This is a genomic window from Pseudomonas anguilliseptica, assembly GCF_021375795.1.
GTDB lineage: Bacteria > Pseudomonadota > Gammaproteobacteria > Pseudomonadales > Pseudomonadaceae > Aquipseudomonas > Aquipseudomonas anguilliseptica_A.
This window is the reverse complement of the sequence record NZ_JAEIOI010000001.1, coordinates 879,415-900,871: the sequence shown is the minus strand read 5'-3', so window position 1 is coordinate 900,871 and position 21,457 is coordinate 879,415. Positions and strand designations below refer to the sequence as shown.

At 62.4% G+C, this 21,457-nt stretch carries 23 protein-coding genes; 11 read left to right on the top strand and 12 right to left on the bottom strand.

Going from position 1 to position 21,457, the window contains the following annotated elements; genetic code table 11:
* Positions 1 to 239 precede the first annotated feature (239 nt).
* Positions 240 to 1,922 carry a fatty acid--CoA ligase gene (locus tag IOD17_RS04145; protein WP_233683821.1) on the bottom strand — a complete coding sequence of 561 codons (1,683 nt, stop codon included), beginning with the start codon at positions 1,920 to 1,922 and terminating at the stop codon, positions 240 to 242.
* Positions 1,923 to 2,105: 183 nt separating this feature from the next.
* Here IOD17_RS04145 and IOD17_RS04140 point away from each other — a divergent pair, with 183 nt between their 5' ends.
* Positions 2,106 to 3,281, top strand: coding sequence for a thiolase family protein (locus tag IOD17_RS04140; protein ID WP_233683820.1), 1,176 nt, complete (start codon positions 2,106 to 2,108; stop codon positions 3,279 to 3,281).
* 75 nt (positions 3,282 to 3,356) lie between these two features.
* On the opposite strand, the gene IOD17_RS04135 is transcribed toward IOD17_RS04140, so the two are convergent.
* The 6 genes from IOD17_RS04135 to IOD17_RS04110 all read right to left on the bottom strand — a co-directional run bounded on the left by IOD17_RS04135 (position 3,357) and on the right by IOD17_RS04110 (position 8,655).
* Complete coding sequence (locus tag IOD17_RS04135) at positions 3,357 to 3,965, bottom strand: DUF2846 domain-containing protein (protein WP_233683819.1); 609 nt, start codon at positions 3,963 to 3,965, stop codon at positions 3,357 to 3,359.
* A 75-nt stretch (positions 3,966 to 4,040) separates the two neighbouring features.
* A complete protein-coding gene (locus IOD17_RS04130) occupies positions 4,041 to 5,198 on the bottom strand; it encodes a phospholipase D-like domain-containing protein (protein ID WP_233683818.1) in 1,158 nt (385 codons plus the stop codon).
* A gap of 122 nt (positions 5,199 to 5,320) precedes the next feature.
* Positions 5,321 to 5,653: an amidase gene (locus IOD17_RS04125; RefSeq protein ID WP_233683817.1), complete on the bottom strand. Its 333-nt coding sequence runs from the start codon at positions 5,651 to 5,653 to the stop codon at positions 5,321 to 5,323.
* The gene (locus IOD17_RS04120; protein WP_233684513.1) at positions 5,650 to 6,741 is read right to left on the bottom strand and encodes a serine hydrolase domain-containing protein; all 1,092 of its coding nucleotides are present in this window, start codon (positions 6,739 to 6,741) and stop codon (positions 5,650 to 5,652) included. Before IOD17_RS04120 ends, IOD17_RS04125 begins: the two co-directional genes overlap by 4 nt.
* A gap of 153 nt (positions 6,742 to 6,894) precedes the next feature.
* Positions 6,895 to 7,680, bottom strand: a complete 786-nt coding sequence (locus IOD17_RS04115; RefSeq protein WP_233683816.1) for an MBL fold metallo-hydrolase — start codon at positions 7,678 to 7,680, stop codon at positions 6,895 to 6,897.
* Between the two features lie 87 nt (positions 7,681 to 7,767).
* Positions 7,768 to 8,655, bottom strand: coding sequence for an acyl-CoA dehydrogenase family protein (locus IOD17_RS04110; RefSeq protein WP_233683815.1), 888 nt, complete (start codon positions 8,653 to 8,655; stop codon positions 7,768 to 7,770).
* Positions 8,656 to 8,946: 291 nt separating this feature from the next.
* On the opposite strand from IOD17_RS04110, the gene olsB reads away from it, so the two are divergent.
* Positions 8,947 to 9,705, top strand: a complete 759-nt coding sequence (olsB, locus tag IOD17_RS04105; protein ID WP_233683814.1) for an L-ornithine N(alpha)-acyltransferase — start codon at positions 8,947 to 8,949, stop codon at positions 9,703 to 9,705.
* An 83-nt stretch (positions 9,706 to 9,788) separates the two neighbouring features.
* The gene (locus tag IOD17_RS04100; protein WP_233683813.1) at positions 9,789 to 10,568 is read left to right on the top strand and encodes a lysophospholipid acyltransferase family protein; all 780 of its coding nucleotides are present in this window, start codon (positions 9,789 to 9,791) and stop codon (positions 10,566 to 10,568) included.
* Here the strand turns inward: IOD17_RS04100 and IOD17_RS04095 are convergent.
* Entirely contained in the window at positions 10,565 to 11,149 is a 585-nt protein-coding gene (locus IOD17_RS04095) for an ACP phosphodiesterase (RefSeq protein ID WP_233683812.1), read from the bottom strand. The genes IOD17_RS04100 and IOD17_RS04095 overlap by 4 nt on opposite strands.
* A 127-nt stretch (positions 11,150 to 11,276) precedes the next feature.
* Between IOD17_RS04095 and IOD17_RS04090 the strand changes: the two genes are divergently transcribed.
* The 3 genes from IOD17_RS04090 to IOD17_RS04080 are packed head-to-tail and all read left to right on the top strand — an operon-like array spanning position 11,277 to position 13,852.
* Positions 11,277 to 11,579, top strand: coding sequence for an ArsR/SmtB family transcription factor (locus IOD17_RS04090; RefSeq protein ID WP_233683811.1), 303 nt, complete (start codon positions 11,277 to 11,279; stop codon positions 11,577 to 11,579).
* A gap of 39 nt (positions 11,580 to 11,618) precedes the next feature.
* Complete coding sequence (locus tag IOD17_RS04085; RefSeq protein WP_233683810.1) at positions 11,619 to 12,785, top strand: MFS transporter; 1,167 nt, start codon at positions 11,619 to 11,621, stop codon at positions 12,783 to 12,785.
* A gap of 17 nt (positions 12,786 to 12,802) precedes the next feature.
* Complete coding sequence (locus IOD17_RS04080; RefSeq protein WP_233683809.1) at positions 12,803 to 13,852, top strand: alkene reductase; 1,050 nt, start codon at positions 12,803 to 12,805, stop codon at positions 13,850 to 13,852.
* Positions 13,853 to 14,104: 252 nt separating this feature from the next.
* On the opposite strand, the gene IOD17_RS04075 is transcribed toward IOD17_RS04080, so the two are convergent.
* Entirely contained in the window at positions 14,105 to 14,950 is an 846-nt protein-coding gene (locus tag IOD17_RS04075; RefSeq protein ID WP_233683808.1) for an ATPase, read from the bottom strand.
* A 485-nt stretch (positions 14,951 to 15,435) separates the two neighbouring features.
* On the opposite strand from IOD17_RS04075, the gene IOD17_RS04070 reads away from it, so the two are divergent.
* Positions 15,436 to 15,747, top strand: coding sequence for a hypothetical protein (locus IOD17_RS04070; protein WP_233683807.1), 312 nt, complete (start codon positions 15,436 to 15,438; stop codon positions 15,745 to 15,747).
* A 17-nt stretch (positions 15,748 to 15,764) separates the two neighbouring features.
* On the opposite strand, the gene IOD17_RS04065 is transcribed toward IOD17_RS04070, so the two are convergent.
* The gene (locus IOD17_RS04065; RefSeq protein WP_233683806.1) at positions 15,765 to 16,757 is read right to left on the bottom strand and encodes an NAD-dependent epimerase/dehydratase family protein; all 993 of its coding nucleotides are present in this window, start codon (positions 16,755 to 16,757) and stop codon (positions 15,765 to 15,767) included.
* A 160-nt stretch (positions 16,758 to 16,917) separates the two neighbouring features.
* Between IOD17_RS04065 and IOD17_RS04060 the strand changes: the two genes are divergently transcribed.
* Entirely contained in the window at positions 16,918 to 17,973 is a 1,056-nt protein-coding gene (locus IOD17_RS04060; protein WP_233683805.1) for a saccharopine dehydrogenase family protein, read from the top strand.
* Here IOD17_RS04060 and IOD17_RS04055 read toward each other — a convergent pair.
* Positions 17,963 to 18,868 carry a LysR family transcriptional regulator ArgP gene (locus tag IOD17_RS04055; RefSeq protein ID WP_233684512.1) on the bottom strand — a complete coding sequence of 302 codons (906 nt, stop codon included), beginning with the start codon at positions 18,866 to 18,868 and terminating at the stop codon, positions 17,963 to 17,965. The genes IOD17_RS04060 and IOD17_RS04055 overlap by 11 nt on opposite strands.
* Before the next feature lie 89 nt (positions 18,869 to 18,957).
* On the opposite strand from IOD17_RS04055, the gene IOD17_RS04050 reads away from it, so the two are divergent.
* The 3 genes from IOD17_RS04050 to IOD17_RS04040 all read left to right on the top strand — a co-directional run bounded on the left by IOD17_RS04050 (position 18,958) and on the right by IOD17_RS04040 (position 20,746).
* Positions 18,958 to 19,359, top strand: a complete 402-nt coding sequence (locus tag IOD17_RS04050; protein WP_233683804.1) for an ACT domain-containing protein — start codon at positions 18,958 to 18,960, stop codon at positions 19,357 to 19,359.
* Positions 19,360 to 19,364: 5 nt separating this feature from the next.
* Positions 19,365 to 19,976, top strand: coding sequence for a LysE/ArgO family amino acid transporter (locus tag IOD17_RS04045; protein WP_233683803.1), 612 nt, complete (start codon positions 19,365 to 19,367; stop codon positions 19,974 to 19,976).
* A gap of 188 nt (positions 19,977 to 20,164) precedes the next feature.
* On the top strand, positions 20,165 to 20,746 hold the full coding sequence (locus IOD17_RS04040; RefSeq protein ID WP_090249029.1) for a superoxide dismutase: 582 nt from the start codon (positions 20,165 to 20,167) through the stop codon (positions 20,744 to 20,746).
* A 66-nt stretch (positions 20,747 to 20,812) separates the two neighbouring features.
* Here IOD17_RS04040 and IOD17_RS04035 read toward each other — a convergent pair whose 3' ends face one another.
* Positions 20,813 to 21,457, bottom strand: coding sequence for a hypothetical protein (locus IOD17_RS04035; RefSeq protein ID WP_233683802.1), 645 nt, complete (start codon positions 21,455 to 21,457; stop codon positions 20,813 to 20,815).

Below are 21,457 nucleotides of genomic sequence, written 5' to 3'. Positions count from 1 at the left end.
GACCGGCAGAGCCAAGAATGGCTTGGAATGAGCAATTAGCAAGCCAAACGCTTGTTTGACCGAGCAGTCACTCAAAACGACCTGATTTGCCGTTATCTGAACAGCCGAGCTGACCTGCCCCGAGCCACTTGCTCATCGCCCTACAGACACCTGAAGGCCTTGATCTGCCTGGCCTGCGCGGCACTGAATGTGTGCCGTGTAACAGGCGCAACCTGCTGCTGCGCCCGTTACAAAAAACCTTACAGCGTGGAAAGAAATGGACTGCCGGCGGCTTGCCACTGGACGATATCCAGACGAATGCGTTTCTTATCCAGCTTGCCGACGCTGGTCTTGGGAACTTCGGTAACAAGAGCAATCTGCGACGGTATCGCCCATTTATTGATGCTGCCCTGGTCGACAAACGGCTTGAGGTGTTCCTTGAGGCCTTTGGCATCCAGGCTCTGGCCTTCGCGCAGTACCAACAGGGCAAATGGGCGCTCGCCCCACTGCGGATCGACCACACCGACCACTGCAACCTCACGCACGGCGGGGTGGCGGCTGATCAGGTCTTCCAGCTCCAGGGAGGAAATCCACTCGCCACCGGTCTTGATCACATCCTTGATACGGTCGCGGATATCGATAAAGCCGAAGTCGTCGATGGTCGCCACGTCGCCGGTGTGCAGCCAGCCGTGTTCCCACAGCTCAGCGCCCTTCTCGGGCTCGCGGAAGTAGCCTTGGGTCAGCCACGGCGCACGCAGCACCAGCTCGCCCTGGCTTTCGCCATCAGCCGGTAACAGGGTGCCATCGGCGGACATGATCGCCGCCTCCACCAGCGGCACTGGCACGCCAGCCTTGATGCGGTAAGTGGTGCGCTCATCTTCGCTGCCGGCCAGCAACTCTTCATTGATGTGAGCGCAGGAGATCAGCGGGCAGGTTTCCGACATGCCGTAGGCAGCGGTGAGCTGGATGCCACGCGCCTTGGCCGCGTCGTACAGCGAGCGATTGAGCGCGCTGCCGCCGATGATCATTTTCAGGCCGCCGAAATCGTGGCCCTGCGCGGTAGGAGCGGCCATCACCATCTGCAGAATGGTCGGCACGCAGTGGGAGAAGGTGACTTTTTCTTCTTTGATCAGACGGCAGAGCATGTCCGGCTCATAACGCCCTGGATAGACCTGCTTGATGCCCAGCATGGTGGCGACATACGGGATGCCCCAGGCATGTACATGGAACATCGGGGTGATCGGCATATACACATCATTGGTACCCAGCAGACGAATACTGTCCAAGCTGCCCAGCACACTGGCTTCGGCCATGGTGTGCAGCACCAGTTGGCGGTGGCTGAAATACACGCCCTTGGGGTTACCGGTGGTGCCGGTGGTGTAGAAGGTGGTGGCGACCGAGTTTTCGTCAAAATCCGGGAAGTCATAACGCGGACTGGCGGCAGCCAGCAGGTTTTCGTACTCGCCAACCAGGCCACCCAGCTCGGCGGTCTTATCGGCGGCATCGGTCAGCAGGATGGTCTTCTCCACGGTGGTCAGCTGGCTTTCGATACCTTTATAGAGCGGCACGAACTCACTGTTGACCAGCACGAACTTATCGTCGGCATGGTTCATGGTGTAGAGAATCTGATCAGCCGATAGGCGGATGTTGATGGTGTGCAGCACCGCGCCGATCATCGGGATGGCAAACATGCACTCCAGGTAGCGGTGGCTGTCCCAGTCCATCACGGCTACGGTGTCACCGGCCTTGACGCCCGCCTCGGTGAGCACATTGGCCAGGCGCGCCACGCGCTCATTGAGCGTCGCGTAGCTGTAGCGCAGCTGATCGCGGTAGACGATTTCGCGGGTTTTCTCGTAACGAATACCCGACAGCAGCAGGCGCTTGATCAGCAGCGGTGCATTGTGGGCATTGTCAGCGGGAGCAATCAGACGGGTCTGCAGCATGGCGGTACCTATTATTGGCTTTTTTCAGTGCGGCCAATCTAGAGCCCTCCATCCCTGCTCAAATCAGCCCAAAGAATGATTTTCCGCGTGACTCTTTGGGCATTTTTAGTCACGCAGTAGAATCAGCGGCTCGCATTCGATGTGTTTGGCCTGCGACCTATTACAAAACGAGGAGTTTTTCCGATGTCCGATATCGTCATCGTCAGCGGCGCCCGTACGCCGATGGGTGGTTTTCAAGGCAGCCTGTCGAGCATTGCCGCCGTTGACCTGGGTGCCGCCGCCATTCGCGCAGCCGTCGAACGCGCGGGCGTTGCCCCTGCCGACGTGCAGGAAGTGATCATGGGCTGCGTGCTGCCGGCTGGCCTCAAACAGGGCCCGGCGCGCCAGGCCTCGCTGAACGCCGGCCTGCCGTCGGCCACTGGCTGCACCACCATCAACAAACTGTGCGGCTCGGGCATGAAGGCCGTGATGATGGCGTTTGATTCGCTCAAAGCCGGCAGCAACAGCGTGATGATCGCTGGCGGCATGGAAAGCATGTCCAACGCGCCCTACGTGATGACCAAGGCTCGTGCGGGCCTGCGCATGGGCCACGGCGAGATCAAGGACCACATGTTCCTCGACGGCCTGGAAGATGCGCGTACTGGCCGCCTGATGGGCTCCTTCGCCCAGGAAACCGCTGACCAGTACGGCATCACCCGCGAAGAAATGGACGCCTATGCCATCGAGTCGCTGAAACGTGCACAGAGCGCCATCGCCAGCGGTGCACTGGATGCGGAAATCGTTCCAGTCACCGTCAGCGGCCGCAAGGGCGACGTTGTGGTTAAGGATGACGAACAACCCCTGACCGCCAACCTGGAGAAAATCCCAGGCCTGAAGCCAGCTTTCCGCAAGGACGGCAGCATCACCGCGGCCAACGCCAGCTCGATTTCCGACGGTGCCTCGGCGTTGTTGCTGATGACCGCTGAAGAAGCCGCCAAGCGCGGCCTCAAGCCACTGGCGAAGATCGTTGCGCACGCCACCCAGAGCCAGGACCCCAGCGAGTTCACCATTGCGCCGATCGGCTCGATCAGCAACCTGCTGAAGAAAACCGGCTGGAACAAGGCCGAAGTTGATCTGTTCGAAATCAACGAAGCCTTTGCCATGGTTACCATGCTGGCGATCCGTGAACACGGCCTGGATCACGCCAAGGTCAACGTCTACGGCGGCGCCTGCGCTCAGGGCCACCCGGTCGGTTCTACCGGCTCGCGGATCATCCTGACCCTGATCAATGCGCTGAAAAACACCGGCGGCAAGCGTGGCATCGCTTCGTTGTGCATCGGTGGCGGCGAGGCCACTGCTGTAGCGGTTGAGCTGATTTAAAAGGATCGATGCATGGCCGCAATGGCCATGTGAAAGCCGCAGTAACGGGCCAGCCTTGCGCTGGCCCGTTACGTTTTAGATGCCGATCTTGTCCAGCGACTTGCCAACCTTGCGCCAGAAGCTGCGCTGCATGCGCTCGGTTTCGCCACTGGAGGCAATCCGTTCGAAGGGCTGGATTTCCCGGGTGGCACCGATTTCCGCGTCCGCCACCGCCTTGGATACCAGTTGCAGCGGGCCGTCGCCCTGGCTCGGTGCCTGCTCGTTTACCGGCGGCGGGTTGAGTTCGTCATAACGCAGGTAATAGATACCGCCGGCCTCGGCATCCAGGGCAAAGCTGCTGATCAGGTTGAAATCCAGCGGGCCGTCGGCGAAAAAGGTCCAGTGCGTACCGAACAGCGGACGACGCATTTCCAGCTGGTAACTGGCGATATCGAACTCCAGCACCATGTAGGCATTGCTCGGCAGGCTGCCAATACGTGCGTTATTCAGAAACAGCGCAGGGGCTTCCAGCTCCTGATCGGCCCAGTCGCTCTGCGGGCGGTAGAGGTAAACCAGGGCGTGGTTCTCGTCACTGAGCACATGCTCGCGGAATACCTCGCCCTCGGTCGCGCCCCAGAACGCCCCCGGGGTCGAACAGCCACTCAGGGCGGTGGCCAACAGCACAAGGCAAGACAGCGCACGCATCGACAGCATCCTTATTCGAGTTATAGGCCGAGCATAGCTGTGCCCTACTCAGCCGACACCCGACAAAAGTGCGGGTCAGCGGCGGCGATCAAGCAGGTTGACCAGCAACTGATCCAGCGCGCCCCAGATGGATTGCTGCACGCGCCGCCACCAGGGCCGTGCGCGCCAGTCGGCCAGGGTGATTTCCTCGCTCTCGGCAAAGTCCGCCTGAAAGCTCGCCGCCACGCTGGCGGTAAAGGCAGGATCGAGCGCTTCGAGGTTGGCGTCCAGGTTGAAGCGCAGGTTCCAGTGATCGAAGTTGCATGAGCCGACACTGACCCAGTCGTCTACCAGCACCATCTTCAGGTGCAGAAAGCGCGGCTGGTACTCGAATATCTGCACCCCAGCCTTGAGCAGGCTGGCGTAGTAACGCTGGCCAGCAAAACGTACTGGTGGGTGATCGGTATGCTGCCCGGCCAGCAGCAAGCGCACCTCAATACCGCGCTTGGCCGCTTGGCGCAGGGTGCGGCGTACCCGCCAGGTCGGCAGAAAATACGGTGTGGCCAACCAGATACGTCGCTTGGCACCGCGCAAGGCGCGTACCAGCGAGAGCAGAATATCGCGGTGCTGCGAAGCATCGGCAAAAGCCACACGGCCCAAACCCTGCCCCAGAGCCGGCAAAGCTGGCAGGTTCTTCAGGCGCAGCGGCATGCGCGGTCGCCAGCCGATCCAGGCCTGGCAAGTCAGCCATTGGCGTTCAAACAGCTGCTGCCAGTCGACCACCAGCGGCCCGCTGATTTCCACCATCACCTCATGCCAGGTACTGCTGCTGTGGCCGGGCAGCCAGAATTCATCGGTCGAACCGGTGCCACCGACAAAGGCAAACTGTTCGTCGACCAGTAATAACTTGCGGTGATCACGGTGAAAGTTGCGCACGCCATGCTTCCAGCGCAGCGGGTTGTACCACTGCACCTGTACACCGGCCGCCTGCAGCAGTTGCCGATCCGTCACCTGCAACCCCTGCGCGCCAAACGCATCGAACAGGCAACGCACGGCTACGCCGCGTTGCGCGGCAGCGCACAGGCTATCGATCAGTACGCGGCTGCACGCCCCGCTTTCCACCAGGTAAAGCTCCAGCTCGACCTGCCGCTGCGCGGCGTCGATGCGCGCCAGCATCCGCACGAAGAACTGCGGCCCATCGATCAGCAAGCTCAGTGCGTTACCGCGTCGCCAGGGAAAGACGTTATGCGGCATGCGCGTTCACGCGGCGGTTGAGTCTGCGCATTGCGGCTCACGCATGGGAAATGGAGTCGCCACCATAGCTGCCCGGCAGGGCCTTGCAAACCCTGCCGGGCGCTCAGCCAGACGCTGCCCTGTTACGGCAGCGGCGCAGCCTGCGGTAACAGCTGACAGCCCTGGCGTGGGCCCAGCCATTGCGCGCTCTGGGTACTGCCCAGGCCACGCGCGGTCACGCGCTTGTTGGCCGAGTCATCGAAGAAGCCGGAGAGCGAAACATACTGCGCCACATACGCCTCGCAGTAGTCGGCCGGGTTGTTCGCCACATAACGGCACGAGCAGTATTCCTTGGCCGAGTAGGCACCGATGATCCCCGGAAAGGCCTGCAAATGGGTACGGTTCTGCCAGGCCAGAGCGGCGAGCAATAGCGCAATCAGCAGCAACAGGCTGCTGAACGGACGACGACGAATCATGGCTGCACCTCATCGGCCAACGCGGCAAGAACCAGTTTGAGGAAATGGTTGCGATCAAAGCTGCCATCGCGATCATCGGCATAGCGTACGATCACCAGGTTCTCGCTGGCGATTACATACAGCCCCTGCCCCCAGTGCCCGGACGCCACCAGGGTGTCTTCCGGCGCATCCGGCCACGGCCTGCTCGCACCGGAGACTGCCGCATTGAGCCACCATTGGCCGCCGGGCACGGCTTCACCCGGCTTGCCGGCCTGCGGTTGGTAATTGGCAAACGGCGTGCGGTTGAACTCGACCCAGGCCTTGGGCAGCAACTGCTGCTCACCCCAGCGGCCATCACGCTGCATCAGCAGGCCAACACGGGCCAGGTCACGAGCGCTCATGTAGACGTATGAGGAACCGACAAAGGTGCCCGCAGCATCGCGCTCCCACACGGCGGTGGTGATACCGAGCGGGTCGAACAGGGCGGTCCAGGGATAATCGGCATAAGCCGCCTCGCCCACCATGTTCTTCAACGCGGCAGCCAGTACGTTGGTATCGCCACTGGAATAACGGAAGCGCTCGCCCGGCTGGGCATCGGCGCTGTGCGCGGCGGTAAACGCCGCCATATCACCGCGGCCACGGGTGTAGAGCATCGCCACCACCGAGGACTTCAGCGGCGCGTATTCATAGTCCTCCTGCCAGTCCAGCCCCGAGGCCCAGTTGAGCAAGTGGCCGACCTTGACCTGCGGGTGTGCAGCAAACGGCGGGTAGTAATCGGCCACCGGCGCATCCAGACGGAAGCGGCCCTGGCCGTAGGCCACGCCCATCGTAGTAGCCAGCAGACTCTTGGCCATCGACCAGGTCAGGTGCGGCGTGGCGGCGGTGGTCGGTGCGGCATAGCGCTCATAAACCACCTGGCCATCGCGGATTACCAGCAGGGCATCGGTGCGCACACCTTTGCGGGTGGCGTCATCGCGGGCGGGAAAGGCGTAGCTTTCCAGCTCGCTGAGCGCGCTGCTCGGCGCGGCCAACTGGCTGTCCCAGTCGCTGCCAGGCCAGTTCTCGGCCTGCGCTGTGGCGCAGCCCAGAGCGAAGACGCACGCCAGCATCAGCCGCCGCACGGGAAAGGGAGTGAAGGACATGGAGCCGCCTCTGCTGGGATCGAAGGCGGCACCCTAGCATGGCGCTGATGACGACAAAAAGCGCCGAACACGCCGGTTTAGCCGGCAATTCGGCGCGAAAAGTCAGTGCATGGAACGCCACTACTTCGGCAGGCGGTAATCCTCTGGCCCCATCAGATCCATGCCGCACTCCAGGTTCTCGATCCAGTAAAGGAAGGCATTGATCATTTCCGCACCGACAAAGGGCCGGCCGTGTTGCGGCACAATCATCGCCACATCCATCTCGCGGACCATCGCCGCCCAAAGCCGGCAGGCCTTGTTGCCCGCCATATAGCGTCGGTGAAAACCGAGCATGTTCGGCACATGGTTGACGAAGTCCGTCACCGGGTGTGCGTCATCGACCATCGAGGCGCCCATGTCACCGGAAAACAGAATCTTGCTCACCGGGTCATACAACTGAAAGTTGCCCACCGAGTGGAGAAAATGTGCCGGCACCGCCTTGAGCGTGCATTTACCCAAGGCAAACGACTGGCCGCGATCCGGCAGCGCGATGATCCGGTCAAAGGTGTTGATGCCACGACTGAGCGCCAGGTAGTTGGCCGTCAGGTGCGGCAGAAAGCGCGCCCAGAGTTTGGAGCAGATCACCCGCGCGCGGGTGTGCAGCAGCCATTTGTCCAGCGAGGCGATGATGTCCGGGTCCTGGTGCGAGGCGAAGATATAGGTCAGATCCTGCACCGGGATGTGCTTGGACAGCTCCAGCGACAACGGCGTGTAGGTCAGGTCGCCGCCCGGATCGAGCAGCAGGTACTGCTCGTTGTCGGTGATCAGAAACTGGTTGGACTGCACGCCCTCCCCGCTGACCAGGTCATCGAACATCATGCATTGATGCTCGCCGTTATCGAACAGCACTATGGGCTCGCGTCGCATGGCAGGCTCTCTCCCGAAAGCCCGCGAGCTTACTGGCGCAGCGGCTCGGCCTTACTGATCTGGATCAAGCCGACGCGCCATGCCGGCTTACAGGTTGATGCCGAGCACCACCTGCGCCTTCTGCAAACGTTTACTGCGCGCGCTGCCGGCAATCGCCAGCAGACCTTTGTCGCGCTGCCAGAGCTGCGCCCAATGCTCGTCACCGGCAGCAAAAGCGTTGTCCAGATCACTGCGCAGGCTGTCGAACTGGGCAAACAGTCCGGCCAGCAGCAGATGGCTGCCTGCGGCACTTGGGCATTGCCGCGCCACTTCCGCGCAGCCGGCCAGCAAACCCAGCAGGCGTAATTGCAGGGCCTGCGGCCAGGCCGATTCCTGGCCTACGCCGAACAGCCAGGCCGTCAGCGCCGCCAGCACGTGGGTGTCCTCCAGGGTGCGGAAGGGTTTTACGTAGGCATCCCAACCGTCACCGGGCAGTCGCTCGCAATGCGCGCCCTGCAGATGCAGGCGGCCATGACTGACATCCGGCATCAGCGGCAATGCCGGCAGCGTCTCGACCTGCACCCCCGGCGCGCCATTGCGCACCACCCCAAGCGCAAGCTGCACCGGCGCGCCAGCTGCTTCCTCACGCGCAGCCACCAAGAGCCAGTCGGCGGCTTCGGCGGCGGTGACGAAATCCTTGCGGCCCTCGAGGGTTAGCGCGTTGATCCGCGTGCTCATATCGGCCGGACGCGTGCTGCGGTTCTCGGTTACGCACAGCGCGCCCAAGGTCCAGGACGCGGCCGGCCAGAGTGCGCGCAACGCGCCCTGATAACCGGCGAGAAACGCCAGCCCCGGCGTAGCTGCCAGCCGGCCGCCGAGCAAGGCCAGCTGCAACGGGGTTGGGTTGCCGATGCGTTCCAGCAGGCTGGCGTACCACTCCTCCAGCCCCGCGACCGGCAGACGCGTTTGCGGGCTTAACAGCTGTTGCCAGGGCATGCATTGCTCCTTGTTGGGGTTATCGAAAGCACTGTCACACAAGCATCACCAAAGATTCACGGAGGTGACACCAGCGCTACCTAGCCTGAGCTTGCCCAACAAGATCGACCGGCTGCAAGGCAAAAAGCCGGCTAACTAGGCCAAGTGAAAACGTCGCGAGCGAAGGTTAGGCAAGGCGAAAGCAAGCGAGGAAGCGGAGTGTACGAGTTGTACATGAGCATTCCGAGGTTGCTTTCAACGCGGCATAACCGAGCGCAGTAGTTTTCACACGGCCGAAATGGAGATGACGGCATGACCCAGATGGCAATCACCCGCGACCGCACTACCCCAGCTCGTCGCCTGCAGGCCGAGCGTTTGCACGGCGCTGCAGCCTTGCGCGAAGCCCAGGCACTGCGCTTTCGTGTATTCAGCGTCGAATTCGATGCCAAGCTCAAGGGGGCCGAGCTGGGCCTGGACATGGATGACTACGACATTCACTGCCAACACATCGGCGTACGTGACCTGAACAGCGGTGAGCTGGTAGCCACGACGCGCCTGCTCGACCACTGCGCAGCCTCCAGCCTGGGGCGCTTCTACAGCGAAGAAGAATTCAGCCTGCACGGCCTGCCGCACCTCGAAGGCCCGGTGCTGGAAATCGGCCGCACCTGCGTCGACGCCGCCTACCGCAACGGCGCGACCATCGCCGTGCTCTGGGGCGAGTTGGCCGAAGTGCTCAACCAAGGCGGTTACCGCTACCTGATGGGCTGCGCGAGCATCTCCATGCAGGACGGCGGCATCCAGGCCCAGGCAATCATGCAGCGCCTGCGCGAACGCTACCTGTGCACCGAACACCTGCGCGCCGAACCGAAGACCCCGCTGCCTACGCTGGATGTGCCGAGCAACGTGATCGCCGAAATGCCCCCGCTGCTCAAGGCCTATATGCGCCTGGGTGCGAAGATCTGCGGCGAGCCGTGCTGGGACCAGGATTTCCAGGTCGCCGACGTGTTTATCCTGCTCAAGCGTGATGAGCTTTGCCCACGCTATGCACGGCATTTCAAAGCTGCTGTTTAACAGCAGGTCGGAGTAATGTTGCACAAGTCGCCGGCACTCTGTAGACAGTGCCGGCGTTTGTATTTTTGCAGCGAGAGAGTTCGATGAAGAAAGTGCGTTTATACCTGCGCCTGGCGCGCCTGCTGCTGGTGATCAGCCTCGGCACCCTGCTGGCGGCAGGCATCACCCTGCTCGAACGTCTGGTGCGGCATGACCTGATGCCGACCCGTCAGCGCCTGACCCGCTGGTTTCTCGCACATCTGGCGGCAGCCTTGCCGTTCCGCTTGCAGGTGCAGGGCGAGCTGCCGCGTCAGCCGATGCTGTGGGTCAGCAATCATGTGTCCTGGACCGATATCCCGCTGCTCGGCATGCTCACTCCGCTGTCCTTCCTGTCCAAGGCCGAAGTGCGCACCTGGCCGGTAGCCGGCTGGCTGGCGCACAAGGCCGGCACCCTGTTTATCCGCCGCGGCTCGGGTGATAGCGGCCTGCTCAGCCAGCAACTGGGCAACCATTTGCAACGCGGGCGTAACCTGCTGATCTTCCCCGAAGGCACCACCACCGATGGGCTGGGGCTGCGTACCTTTCACGGCCGCCTGCTGAGCAGCGCGATCGACAGCGGGGTTTACATACAGCCAGTGGCCATCCGCTACCTGCGTGATGGCAAACCCTGCAGCGTGGCGCCGTTTATCGGCGATGACGACATGCTCTCGCACCTGCTGCGTTTGCTCGGCAGCGAACTGGGTGAAGTGCAGATCCAGCTACTGACACCGATTGCCAGCCGCGAGCTGAACCGCAACGCCCTGGCTCGCGCGGCGCAGCAAGCGATCAGCCAGGCGCTGTTTGGCACCGCTGAACTACGCGAGGAAGAAAGCCGGGCCGCTTAACCAACGAGTCCGCGCTCATGCGCCACGAAGGCCTGCAACTCCGGATAGAACTGGCGAAAATCCTCCAGCAGCGGCTGATACAGCCGCTCCAGCTCGGCCGCACCACCGGCCAGCAAGCCTGGCCGCGATAGCCGCCGATCAATCCCCGCTACCACCTGCTCCAGCACGGCAAAATCGCGGTAACTGCCCAGCCAATCCTGCGCGGCCATACGCGGCGCAATATGCGCCAGACGCTCAGGCAGAAGTGGCTCGGCGGCCAACACCTGATACACCCGCCCGGTAAAGCGCGGCAGTGGCTCAGCAGCATAATCAGCCCAGTTCCGCGCCAGGCAATGATCGAAAAACACATCCAGCAAGATGCCGCTATAACGCCGCCGCTCAATGGCAAAACGCGCCCGTGCCTGCGCTTGCAGCGGGTGACTGTCGGTGAATACATCAATGCGTCGGTGCAGACGGATCGCCGCCTCGATATCTGCCGGCCACTGCCCGGCCAGCGGCCCCTTGACGAAATCGCCATACAGGCTGCCCAGCAGCTGTGCCGGCGCGTCGCCGCCGAGGTGTAAATGCGCGAGGTAATTCATGGCTACAGCTTACACATCAGTCGCCATGATGATGACTATCGCCACGAACGATCTGTATATCGTCAGCAGCCGATATAAAGTTCGCTCCATCGCGATATAGCGTTACAGCGCACAGGGGATAACCCGTATGCAACTCGACATCGATGAAGTGATCAAGGCTCTGGCCCACCCTGTGCGGCGCGACATCCTGCATTGGCTGAAGGATCCGCAGGCGTATTTCGCCGACCAGGATCACCCGCTGGAAATCGGTGTGTGCGCCGGCAAGATCGACCAACGCACCGGGCTGTCGCAATCAACAGTCTCGGCGCACCTGGCGACTCTGCAGCGCGCCGGCCTGATCAGCAGCAAGAAGGTCGGCCAGTGGAACTTCTTCAAGCGCAATGAAGAGGCCATCCAGGCATTCCTCAACCACATGAGCCAAGCGCTCTAAAAACCCTTTTTCATTCACCTTTTTTCAGGAGCTGACGGCATGCCTGCAGCGCTTCTCGTCCTCGCTTTGTCCGCGTTTGCCATCGGCACCACGGAATTCGTCATCATGGGCCTGCTGCCGGAAGTGGCCGGCGACCTTGGCGTGTCGATTCCCGGCGCCGGCTGGCTGGTCACTGGTTACGCCCTGGGCGTCGCCATCGGCGCGCCCTTTATGGCCCTGGCCACCGCCAGCTGGCCGCGCAAAGCGTCACTGTTAACACTGATGAGCATCTTTATCGCCGGCAACCTGTTCTGCGCCCTGGCCAGCGATTACCAGATGCTGATGCTCGCCCGAGTGATCACCGCCCTCTGCCACGGTGCCTTCTTCGGTATCGGCTCGGTGGTGGCCGCCAGCCTGGTGCCAGCCAATCGCCGCGCGTCAGCAGTCGCTTTGATGTTTACCGGCCTGACCTTGGCCAACGTGCTCGGCGTGCCGCTGGGTACCGCGCTCGGTCAGTACGCCGGCTGGCGCTCGACCTTCTGGGCCGTGACCCTGATCGGCGTGATTGCCCTGATCGGCCTGTGGCGCGTGCTGCCCAACAAAACCGATGAAGCCAAGGCCGACTTCGCCAGCGAAGTGCGTGCCCTGCGTGGTGCCGGCCTGTGGCTGGCGCTGAGCACCACGGTGCTGTTCTCCGCGGCGATGTTTGCCCTGTTCACCTATATCGCGCCGCTGCTTGGTGAAGTCACGGGTGTATCGCCCAGTGGCGTGACCTGGACCCTGCTGCTGATCGGCCTAGGCCTGACCCTGGGTAACGTGCTCGGCGGGCGTCTGGCCGACCGCAGCCTGAAAGCCACCCTGGTCGGCGTATTCGTCGCCATGGCAGTGATTTCCACCCTGTTCAGCTGGACCAGTCAGGCGCTGATCCCCGCCGAAATCACCCTGTTCCTCTGGGCCACCGCCGCCTTCGCGGCCGTACCGGCCTTGCAGGTCAATGTGGTGGCCTTTGGCAGCGGCGCGCCGAACCTGGTGTCGACCCTGAATATTGGCGCCTTCAACCTCGGCAACGCCCTCGGCGCCTGGGTTGGCGGCCTGGTGATTGCCGAAGGTTTCGGCCTGACCCGCGTACCCCTGGCCGCTGCCGCCCTGGCCGTACTGGCGTTGCTGGCCACCCTGCTGACCTTCAGTACCCGTACCCCTGAACCCGAACTTGCACTCAACGAATAACCTGAGAGGACCGTCCCATGACTACGCTTTTCGACCCGATCCAGATTGGCGATCTGCAACTCAACAACCGCATCATCATGGCCCCGCTGACCCGCTGCCGCGCCGATGAAGGCCGCGTACCCAATGCGCTGATGGCCGAGTACTACGTGCAACGCGCCAGCGCCGGGCTGATCATCAGCGAGGCCACCGCCGTGACCCCGATGGGCGTCGGCTACCCGGACACCCCCGGTATCTGGTCGGATGAGCAGGTACGCGGCTGGAGCAATGTAACCAAGGCTGTGCACGCTGCAGGCGGCAAGATCGTTCTGCAACTGTGGCACGTCGGGCGCATTTCCGACCCGATCTACCTGAACGGCCAACTGCCGGTCGCACCGAGCGCCATCCAGCCGGCGGGTCACGTCAGCCTGGTGCGCCCGATGAAGGACTTCGTCACCCCGCGCGCCCTGGAAACCGAAGAAATCGCCGACATCGTCGATGCTTATCGCCAGGGCGCGGAAAACGCCAAGGCCGCCGGTTTTGACGGCGTTGAAATTCATGGCGCGAACGGTTACCTGCTCGATCAGTTCCTGCAGAGCAGCACCAACCAGCGCACTGATCGCTACGGCGGCAGCCTGGAAAACCGTGCACGCCTGCTGCTGGAAGTCACCGATGCGGCCATCGAAGTCTGGGGCGCTGGCCGTGTGGGCGTGCACCTGGCACCGCGTGCCGACAGCCATGACATGGGCGACGCCAACCGCGCCGAGACCTTCACCTACGTCGCTCGTGAACTGGGCAAACGCGGCATCGCCTTTATCTGCGCCCGTGAGAAGGAAGCCGACGACAGTCTGTCGCCAAGCCTGAAACAAGCCTTCGGCGGTGTGTTTATCGCCAACGAACGCTTCACCAAGGAGCAGGCCAATACCTGGCTGGCTGAAGGCAAAGCCGATGCAGTGGCTTTCGGTATTCCGTTTATCGCCAACCCGGACCTGCCGGCGCGCCTGGCGCAGGATGCCGAGCTGAATACACCGCACCCGGAAACCTTTTACGGCCAAGGCCCGGTCGGCTACCTCGACTACCCAACGCTGTAACAAGGTGGTCAAACCGGCATAAAAAAGCCCGCCAATTGGCGGGCTTTTCTTTGCAACACTTTTAGAACTACTTCAGGTCTAGCGAGCTAGAGCGAGACAAGGCAGAAATGGCCGAGGGCGCGGAGTTTACTGGTTGTAAATGAGCAGTACTCGTTTCACTCGCCCTTCGGGCCGCGCTAAAGCGCGTTAGCGGCAAGCCGCTTTCCGAGGCCATTTCTAACGCCGTATCGCCGACGCGCAGCAGACAGATCCTTAGCGTGCGTCGATCTGCTGCTGCAGGTTCAACACCTGCGCCTGCAGGGTGCTGATATTGCGGCTCATCTGCGCGCGGAACGCATCGAACTCGGCGGTACTGCTGCCGGCCGAGCGGGTTTCCAGATCGCTTTTCAACACCAACAGGTCCTGCTCAACCCGGGCAATCGCCTGGCTGGAGTTGCCTTGCTTCTTCAGCGCATCGATCTCGCTGCGCAGACCGGCAATCTTCTCGTCGAACTTGCTCTGCCCGGCCAGTGCGCTTTTCAGGGTGGCCTGCTCATTTTTCAGCACCGCCTGTTCAGCGCTGAGTTTGTTGAGGATACCTTCCAGCTTGGCATCCCCACCTTCCTGGCCTTTCAGCTGCGCGGCCAGCTGCTCAAGGCGCTTGCTCTGCTCGCTATTCTGCCCACTGACGCCCTGCTGTTGCTTGCTCAGCTCGGCCAGTTTGCTTTCCAGCTGCTTGACCTGCAGCTTTAGCGCTTCACTGCCGCTGGTGACTGACGATTCAGTGGCCACTACCTTGCCGGAAATGTCCTGAATACGACCGGCGGCTTCCTCGCTGATGCGCGCAAAGCTTTCCTGAGTCGCCACCAGTTGCTGCTCCATCAGGCTGATCTGCTGGAAGCTCCACCAGCCGAGCCCGCCCAGGGCGATCATCAAGGCGCCAACCAGAGCCCAGAGCGGGCCGGTGCTGGCCGATTTCACCGGGGCAGCGGTCGCCGCGCGGCCATAGGCAGGGCTGCGCGCCGGCTCCGCCTGCTCGGCGGCATAGTCATCGTGATCGCGGTGGTCAGCGCGCAGGCTGGGCACATGATCGAGTTCGTCGTGGGCATCGTTACGCATGGGTCAACCTTCAAGAAAGCGCGGGGTGAGGAGCCTGTCGGACTTAACACTGCTCGGCTGCGGAAAAGCCGGATTGGCCACTTTAGCTGCTCTTTTTCGTTAAATAGCGGGCTATTCGCCTCAAAAGACCAACAAAACTGACTCAAACCGGACTTCCCCTCGCTACGAACGATCAAGCCCGACAGGCTCCATGCAAATTGCCGCGCAGTATAACGGTTCGCGCGCAGCGCTTCAGTGTCGCGCCATGCCAGTGCGAAACGCACCGACGAAGGGCACGGCTCAGCCCATCGACCCGCTGCAGGCCGCGCAGTTCCGCAGAATGTGAGCTGGTACGCGCTTTGCACTTGTCTATTTGCGACGTTTTCGTAGGGCCAGGGAAACCGGCCGTACAGGCGCGATCCGCACGCGGCAAACGCGGCGAGACCAGGCCGGTGGCATTCAGGATGGATGACACCCAGCCCACTTGTACAACGGGGGAAAGGTCCATGGAGCTGAACAGAGAAGTACTGGATTGCATGATGAGCCTGCGCCGCAGGCTGCGCGAAGAACTGACTGTGGACATTCGCATGAGCCAGCCTGATGCGATCAACAGCATGCTCAGCGCCTGTCTCACCTCAAGCAATGAGGAAACCCGCCAACTGGGGCAATTGCTGGCCCAATACAGCGATCGCCCCTTCGGCGAGCCCGCAAGCACACCACGGATGCAGGCCGGCCACCCGCTGCTGGTGGAAGAGCATGCGCACCGCCCGGCCAGCGGGTCGGTACGTATGTATCGCGGACAGCGCGTTTATGCCTGAGCCTGGTTACCCGAACATCAACTCCGGTGATGCGCCTGCCACCAGGCGCAAAATTCATCCAGAGCAGTCCACAGGCTGGTCTTGGGCTCGTACTCCAGGTACTGGCGGGCGCGGCTGATATCCAGGGAGAAATCCTTGGCCATCACTGCCACGCCCAGGCGGAACAGGGTCGGCTCCGGGCGACCGGGTAGCAGCTTGCACACGCCTTCATTCAGCGCCGCCGCACCATAGGCCAGGCCATAGGGCAGATGACGAGTGACCGGCGGCAGGTCGAGTTTGCGCAGCACATAGTTGACCACGTCCCACAGCGGCACTGGCGCGCCGTTGCTGATGTTGTACACCTGTCCCAGCGCTGGCCCGGCGGCCAGCAGGCAGCTCATCAGCGCTTCATTGAGGTTGTGCACACTGGTGAAATCGACCTTGTTCAGGCCGTTGCCGATGATCGACAAGCGTCCCTTGCGCTGCATATTGATCAAACGTGGAAAAATGCTGGTATCGCCTGCGCCGGTGACAAAACGCGGACGCAGCGCCAGCACTTCCAGGCCGAACTCCTGGGCAGCAAATACCTGCTGCTCGGCAAGAAACTTGGTTTTGCCGTAGTGATCGGAAAAGCGCTTGGGCAGCTGCTCTTCACGCAGGCCGACATGCGCCTGGCCATCGAAATACACCGACGGCGACGACAGATGCACCAGGCGCCGCACCTTCTGCTTGAGGCAGGCCTCCACCACGTTCTCAGTGACCGTGACGTTGGCCTGGTGGAAATCCTCGTAACGCCCCCACACGCCAACCGCGCCGGCACAATGCACCACTGCATTGACATCCCGACACAGCTGCTGCACCAACTCGGGGTCAGACAGATCGCCTTGAATAAATTCCGCACCGCGCGAACTCAGGTGCTCGACGCCTTCGGCGCGGCGCCCGTTGACCCGCACACTCAGCCCCTGCTCCAGGGCAAAACGGGCAAAACGCCCACCGATAAAACCGCTGGCTCCGGTCACCAGAATCTTCATTGCAACCCCCGTTTAGCCTGGCTGATGCGCCACTCTAGCAGCGCACGCTGTGGCATTGCAGGCCATATCAGCGACCGCACACACCCTGCGATAGGCAACAGCGCCGCCCACAGCGGCTAAGCTGCCAGGCGCAAACCTGATAACAACAAAGGAGCATGGGATGTCGACGCACTGGATGATTTACGGCGCCAACGGCTACACCGGGCACCTGATCGCAGCCGAAGCCAAGCGCCAGGGCCTCACGCCCATTCTCGCCGGACGCAACCCGGCTGCGGTGCACGCGCTGGGCAGCCTGCTCGGCCTGGAATGCCGGATATTCGATATCCAGCAACTGGATCGCGCCAAGGAAGCACTGGCGGATGTCGCCGTGGTTGCCCACTGCGCTGGGCCGTTTTCCGCCACCAGCGCACCGATGCTGGAAGCCTGCCTGGCCAGCGCCACCCACTATGTCGATATCACTGGCGAGATCAGCGTATTCGAAGCCGCGCACCAGTGTGATCAGCAGGCTCGCGAACTGGGCGTGGTGGTCTGCCCCGGTGTGGGCTTCGATGTGATTCCCAGTGATTGCCTGGCCGCCTGCCTGCACCAGGCCCTGCCCGATGCCACACACCTGGCGCTGGGTTTTGACAGTGGCAGCGGGCTGTCGCCCGGTACCGCAAAAACCTCGGTGGAAGGCCTGAAGTTTGGCGGCAAGGTACGCCGTGCAGGAGTGATCACCGATGTGCCACTGGGCTATAAGCGTCGCACCATCAACTTTGGCCGCGGTGAAAAGCCGGCGGTCACCATTCCCTGGGGCGACGTGTCCACCGCCTACCACTCCACCGGCATCGACAATATCGAGGTGTACCTGCCAACGCCGACGGCAGCCGCCATCGTGATGCGCCTGATCGACCCGCTGCGCGCCCTGCTGGGCCTGGATGCGGTGCAGAACTGGCTCAAGCGGCTGATCGAAAAGCGCGTCAGCGGTCCCGATGCAGCCAGTCGCGCTCGTCAGCGAACCTGGCTGTGGGGTGAGGCGCGCAATGCCGCCGGTGAGATAAAAACCGCGCACCTAGAAACCGCCAATGGTTATGACGTCACCGTGCACGGCGCCTTGCTGAGCGTGCGGCATTTGCTCGATTACAACGGCCCCGGCGGCTACTTCACCCCCAGCAAGCTGCTTGGCGAGCGCTGCGTGGAACAGCTGCCGGGCTCGAGCAAGGTGGTTATTTCCTGAGCGCTACCAGGCTTTGGCCTGCTGCCTGGGTCAGGTAGCGCGTCAGCTGATTAAGCAGCTCACCGCCATTACGCCAGTGGTGCCAGTACAGCGGCACATCGATTGGCCGGTTGCTGATCAATTCGACCAGCTCGCCACGGGCCGTTTCCTGCTGCACCTGCAGTTCGGGGATCAACCCCCAGCCAAACCCGGCCTGTGCCAGGCGGATAAAGCCCTCGGATGACGGGCACAGGTGATGGGCAAACCCGCCTTCCACGCCAAGGCCGGACAGGTAGCGGTGCTGCAACAGATCATCCGGGCCGAAGACGATGGCAGGCGCATGGGCCAGCGCCTGCGCCGTCACACCTGTTGGAAAATGTCGGGCAATAAACGCCGGGCTGGCCATGGCGCGATAACGCATCGCCCCCAGCAAGACAGCCCGAGCACCAGCTACCGGGCGCTCGCTGGCGCATACACAAGCGGCGACTTCACCGGCGCGCATGCGCTTGAGGCCGACCTCCTGATCTTCCACCACCAGATCCAGCAGCAAGCGCTGTTCGGTGCAGAACGCGCCTACAGCGCCAGCCCACCAGGTGGCCAGGCTGTCGGCATTTAGGGCAATACGCAGGCGCTCCGGCAAACCGCCCTCATCCAGCCCCGGCACCTGCGCCTGAATATCACGCTCCAGCAAACGTACCTGTTGCACATGGTTAAGTAGACGCCGACCGATTTCCGTGGGCGCCGGCGGCACCGCACGCACCAGCACCGGCTGACCAACGCGCGCCTCGAGCAGCTTGATCCGCTGCGACACCGCCGACTGCGACAATCCCAGCACCTGCGCCGCCCGCTCGAAGCCGGCCTGCTCGACAACAGCGGCCAAAGCGGCGAGTAGTTTGTAATCCAGCAAAATAAGAATTCCTAATGAGCAATCAGGATTATTGGTTTCTCTTATATACCCAGCCACAGCAGACTGACCAGCATCACCACTCGGAACAGGCAAACCACATGGCCGGCGAAACCTCACTGACCACCTTGCTGCGCAGCATGAGCCCACAGCTGAACGAGGGCGCTTACGTGTTCTGCTGTTTAAGCGACGCCGCGCAGCTACAAGGCATACAACCGCTGGGCAGCTTTCAGGAAGCCGAAGGCCTCACGGTGATCCTGCCGCACCAGCAAGCCGAACACTTGGGCTTGCCATTCAGCTACGTGGCCGCCTGGCTGACGCTGCATGTGCATTCGGCGCTGGAAGCCGTCGGCTTGACGGCTGCCGTTGCCAGCGCTCTGGCGCAAGCCGGGATCAGCTGCAACGTGATCGCCGGCTTCTACCACGACCACCTGTTCGTCGCCCATGTCGATGGGCCGCGCGCACTGGCGGTTCTGCAACAGCTCAGTGCACAGACGGAGTAACTGAGATGTGGCAAAGCTACAGCAACGGATTACTGATCGCCGCCGGGCTGATCATTGCCCTCGGCGCGCAGAACGCCTTCGTGTTGGCGCAAAGCCTGCGCCGTGAGCATCACCTGCCGGTGGCGCTGCTCTGCGTGGTTTGCGATGCCCTACTGGTGGCCGCCGGCGTCTTTGGCCTGGCTGCCGTGCTGGCGCAAAACCCGATTCTGCTGGGCGTGGCGCGCTGGGGCGGCGCGGCTTTTCTGCTCTGGTATGGCGCTCAGGCTCTGCTGCGGGCCAGCCGCCCGCAGGCCATGGGCTACAGCGCCGACAGCGGCCCGCGCTCACGCAAGGCCGTGCTGCTGGCGGCCCTGGCGGTGACCTTGCTCAATCCGCATGTGTACCTCGATACAGTCCTGCTGATCGGCTCACTCGGCGCACAACAGCCGGTGCCCGGCGCCTATGCCCTGGGTGCGGCCAGCGCTTCATTGCTCTGGTTCTTCTGCCTGGCTCTGGGCGCGGCCTGGCTCGCCCCCTGGCTGGCGCGCCCGAGCACCTGGCGTTTTATCGACCTGGGCGTGGCACTGATGATGTTCAGTATTGCCTGGCAGTTGCTCAACGGCAGCCAAGTAGGCTGAAACCGCACTGCCGCAGGCCGGCGCAGAGCGCGCCAAGTTGGTTTTCCACACAGTTGCCGCGTGTTTAAGGCGCAGGGCCGGTGCTATGATTCAGGGCTTGCGGCGCAAAGAGATAACTCACGCCGCTGAGATGGCCGCCCGTGATCGGCTTCGCGCACACCGCACCTGACCTGATTAGGAGATAGACAATGGCTTTCGAATTGCCGCCGCTGCCCTACGCACATGACGCTCTGCAGCCGCACATTTCCAAGGAAACCTTGGAATTCCACCACGACAAGCACCACAACACCTATGTCGTGAACCTGAACAACCTGGTCCCAGGCACCGAGTTCGAAGGCAAAACCCTGGAAGAGATCGTCAAGACCTCCTCCGGCGGCATCTTCAACAACGCCGCTCAGGTCTGGAACCACACCTTCTACTGGAACTGCCTGGCGCCTAACGCCGGTGGCCAGCCGACGGGTGCCCTGGCTGATGCGATCAACGCTGCCTTCGGTTCCTTCGACAAGTTCAAGGAAGAGTTCAGCAAGGTTTCCATCGGCACCTTCGGCTCCGGCTGGGGCTGGCTGGTGAAAAAGGCTGACGGTTCCCTGGCTCTGGCCAGCACCATCGGCGCCGGCTGCCCGCTGACCAGCGGCGACACCCCGCTGCTGACCTGCGACGTTTGGGAACACGCCTACTACATCGACTACCGCAACCTGCGTCCGAAGTATGTTGAGGCATTCTGGAACCTGGTGAACTGGGACTTCGTAGCGAAAAACTACGCCGCCTAAGTCAGCGCTCCCGAATAACAAGAAACCCGGCCATGTGCCGGGTTTCTTGTTTTCTGCACCTGCGTTTTACAAGAGCTTGCGCGGCGCAAAAGCCAGGTGCAGCGCCTCGACTTGCTGCACCGCCTGAGTCAGACGCTGATCGGCCACCACGGGCCCCAGGTACTCACACAGGCCTATGTACAGCAGATTGAGCAACTGCCGCAGCTGCTCCAGCCCCAGGCCAGCCAGTTCCAATTCCGCGCCCTGCTCCAGCCAGGCCCGCACGCGCAGGCGCTGCTCATTGCTGCCGCGCAGGTTGCTCAGATTGCCCGCAGCAAAGCGTTGCAGGCGTGGCAGCAGGCCGGCATCCAGTTCGTTGAACAGCACCCGGCTCAAGGCCTCGAAGGTATGCCGCGCCTGTACGTCCGCCGCAACGCTCGCTGGCGCACCCAGGCCCATGCGCTGCCGCCAACTGAGCAACTGCGGTTCCGGGTCTGGTAGCAACGCCGACAACGGCCCGGTCAGCGCCCCCACCAATTCGCGGTAGAGCTTGGCGCGCTCCAGCTTGCGCTCGCTGGTAGCAGCCACCTCACCGAGAAACTCATTGAGGGCAAACGGTGGCTTATCGGCGTATTTGCTTTCCCACAGCGCCAGCACGGCCAGCAGCTCGTCCTCGGCGAAGTGTCCGGCCAGGCCGGTATAGATCGCCCGTCGGCGAGTAGTCAGACTCAT

Excerpts from the sequence above, each read along its gene's own strand:
- IOD17_RS04145 (WP_233683821.1), bottom strand. The coding sequence starts at position 1,922 with ATGCTGCAGACCCGTCTGATTGCTCCCGCTGACAATGCCCACAATGCA.
- IOD17_RS04140 (WP_233683820.1), top strand. The coding sequence starts at position 2,106 with ATGTCCGATATCGTCATCGTCAGCGGCGCCCGTACGCCGATGGGTGGT.
- IOD17_RS04135 (WP_233683819.1), bottom strand. The coding sequence starts at position 3,965 with ATGCGTGCGCTGTCTTGCCTTGTGCTGTTGGCCACCGCCCTGAGTGGC.
- IOD17_RS04130 (WP_233683818.1), bottom strand. The coding sequence starts at position 5,198 with ATGCCGCATAACGTCTTTCCCTGGCGACGCGGTAACGCACTGAGCTTG.
- IOD17_RS04125 (WP_233683817.1), bottom strand. The coding sequence starts at position 5,653 with ATGATTCGTCGTCGTCCGTTCAGCAGCCTGTTGCTGCTGATTGCGCTA.
- IOD17_RS04120 (WP_233684513.1), bottom strand. The coding sequence starts at position 6,741 with ATGCTGGCGTGCGTCTTCGCTCTGGGCTGCGCCACAGCGCAGGCCGAG.
- IOD17_RS04115 (WP_233683816.1), bottom strand. The coding sequence starts at position 7,680 with ATGCGACGCGAGCCCATAGTGCTGTTCGATAACGGCGAGCATCAATGC.
- IOD17_RS04110 (WP_233683815.1), bottom strand. The coding sequence starts at position 8,655 with ATGCCCTGGCAACAGCTGTTAAGCCCGCAAACGCGTCTGCCGGTCGCG.
- olsB (WP_233683814.1), top strand. The coding sequence starts at position 8,947 with ATGACCCAGATGGCAATCACCCGCGACCGCACTACCCCAGCTCGTCGC.
- IOD17_RS04100 (WP_233683813.1), top strand. The coding sequence starts at position 9,789 with ATGAAGAAAGTGCGTTTATACCTGCGCCTGGCGCGCCTGCTGCTGGTG.
- IOD17_RS04095 (WP_233683812.1), bottom strand. The coding sequence starts at position 11,149 with ATGAATTACCTCGCGCATTTACACCTCGGCGGCGACGCGCCGGCACAG.
- IOD17_RS04090 (WP_233683811.1), top strand. The coding sequence starts at position 11,277 with ATGCAACTCGACATCGATGAAGTGATCAAGGCTCTGGCCCACCCTGTG.
- IOD17_RS04085 (WP_233683810.1), top strand. The coding sequence starts at position 11,619 with ATGCCTGCAGCGCTTCTCGTCCTCGCTTTGTCCGCGTTTGCCATCGGC.
- IOD17_RS04080 (WP_233683809.1), top strand. The coding sequence starts at position 12,803 with ATGACTACGCTTTTCGACCCGATCCAGATTGGCGATCTGCAACTCAAC.
- IOD17_RS04075 (WP_233683808.1), bottom strand. The coding sequence starts at position 14,950 with ATGCGTAACGATGCCCACGACGAACTCGATCATGTGCCCAGCCTGCGC.
- IOD17_RS04070 (WP_233683807.1), top strand. The coding sequence starts at position 15,436 with ATGGAGCTGAACAGAGAAGTACTGGATTGCATGATGAGCCTGCGCCGC.
- IOD17_RS04065 (WP_233683806.1), bottom strand. The coding sequence starts at position 16,757 with ATGAAGATTCTGGTGACCGGAGCCAGCGGTTTTATCGGTGGGCGTTTT.
- IOD17_RS04060 (WP_233683805.1), top strand. The coding sequence starts at position 16,918 with ATGTCGACGCACTGGATGATTTACGGCGCCAACGGCTACACCGGGCAC.
- IOD17_RS04050 (WP_233683804.1), top strand. The coding sequence starts at position 18,958 with ATGGCCGGCGAAACCTCACTGACCACCTTGCTGCGCAGCATGAGCCCA.
- IOD17_RS04045 (WP_233683803.1), top strand. The coding sequence starts at position 19,365 with ATGTGGCAAAGCTACAGCAACGGATTACTGATCGCCGCCGGGCTGATC.
- IOD17_RS04040 (WP_090249029.1), top strand. The coding sequence starts at position 20,165 with ATGGCTTTCGAATTGCCGCCGCTGCCCTACGCACATGACGCTCTGCAG.
- IOD17_RS04035 (WP_233683802.1), bottom strand. The coding sequence starts at position 21,457 with ATGAGTCTGACTACTCGCCGACGGGCGATCTATACCGGCCTGGCCGGA.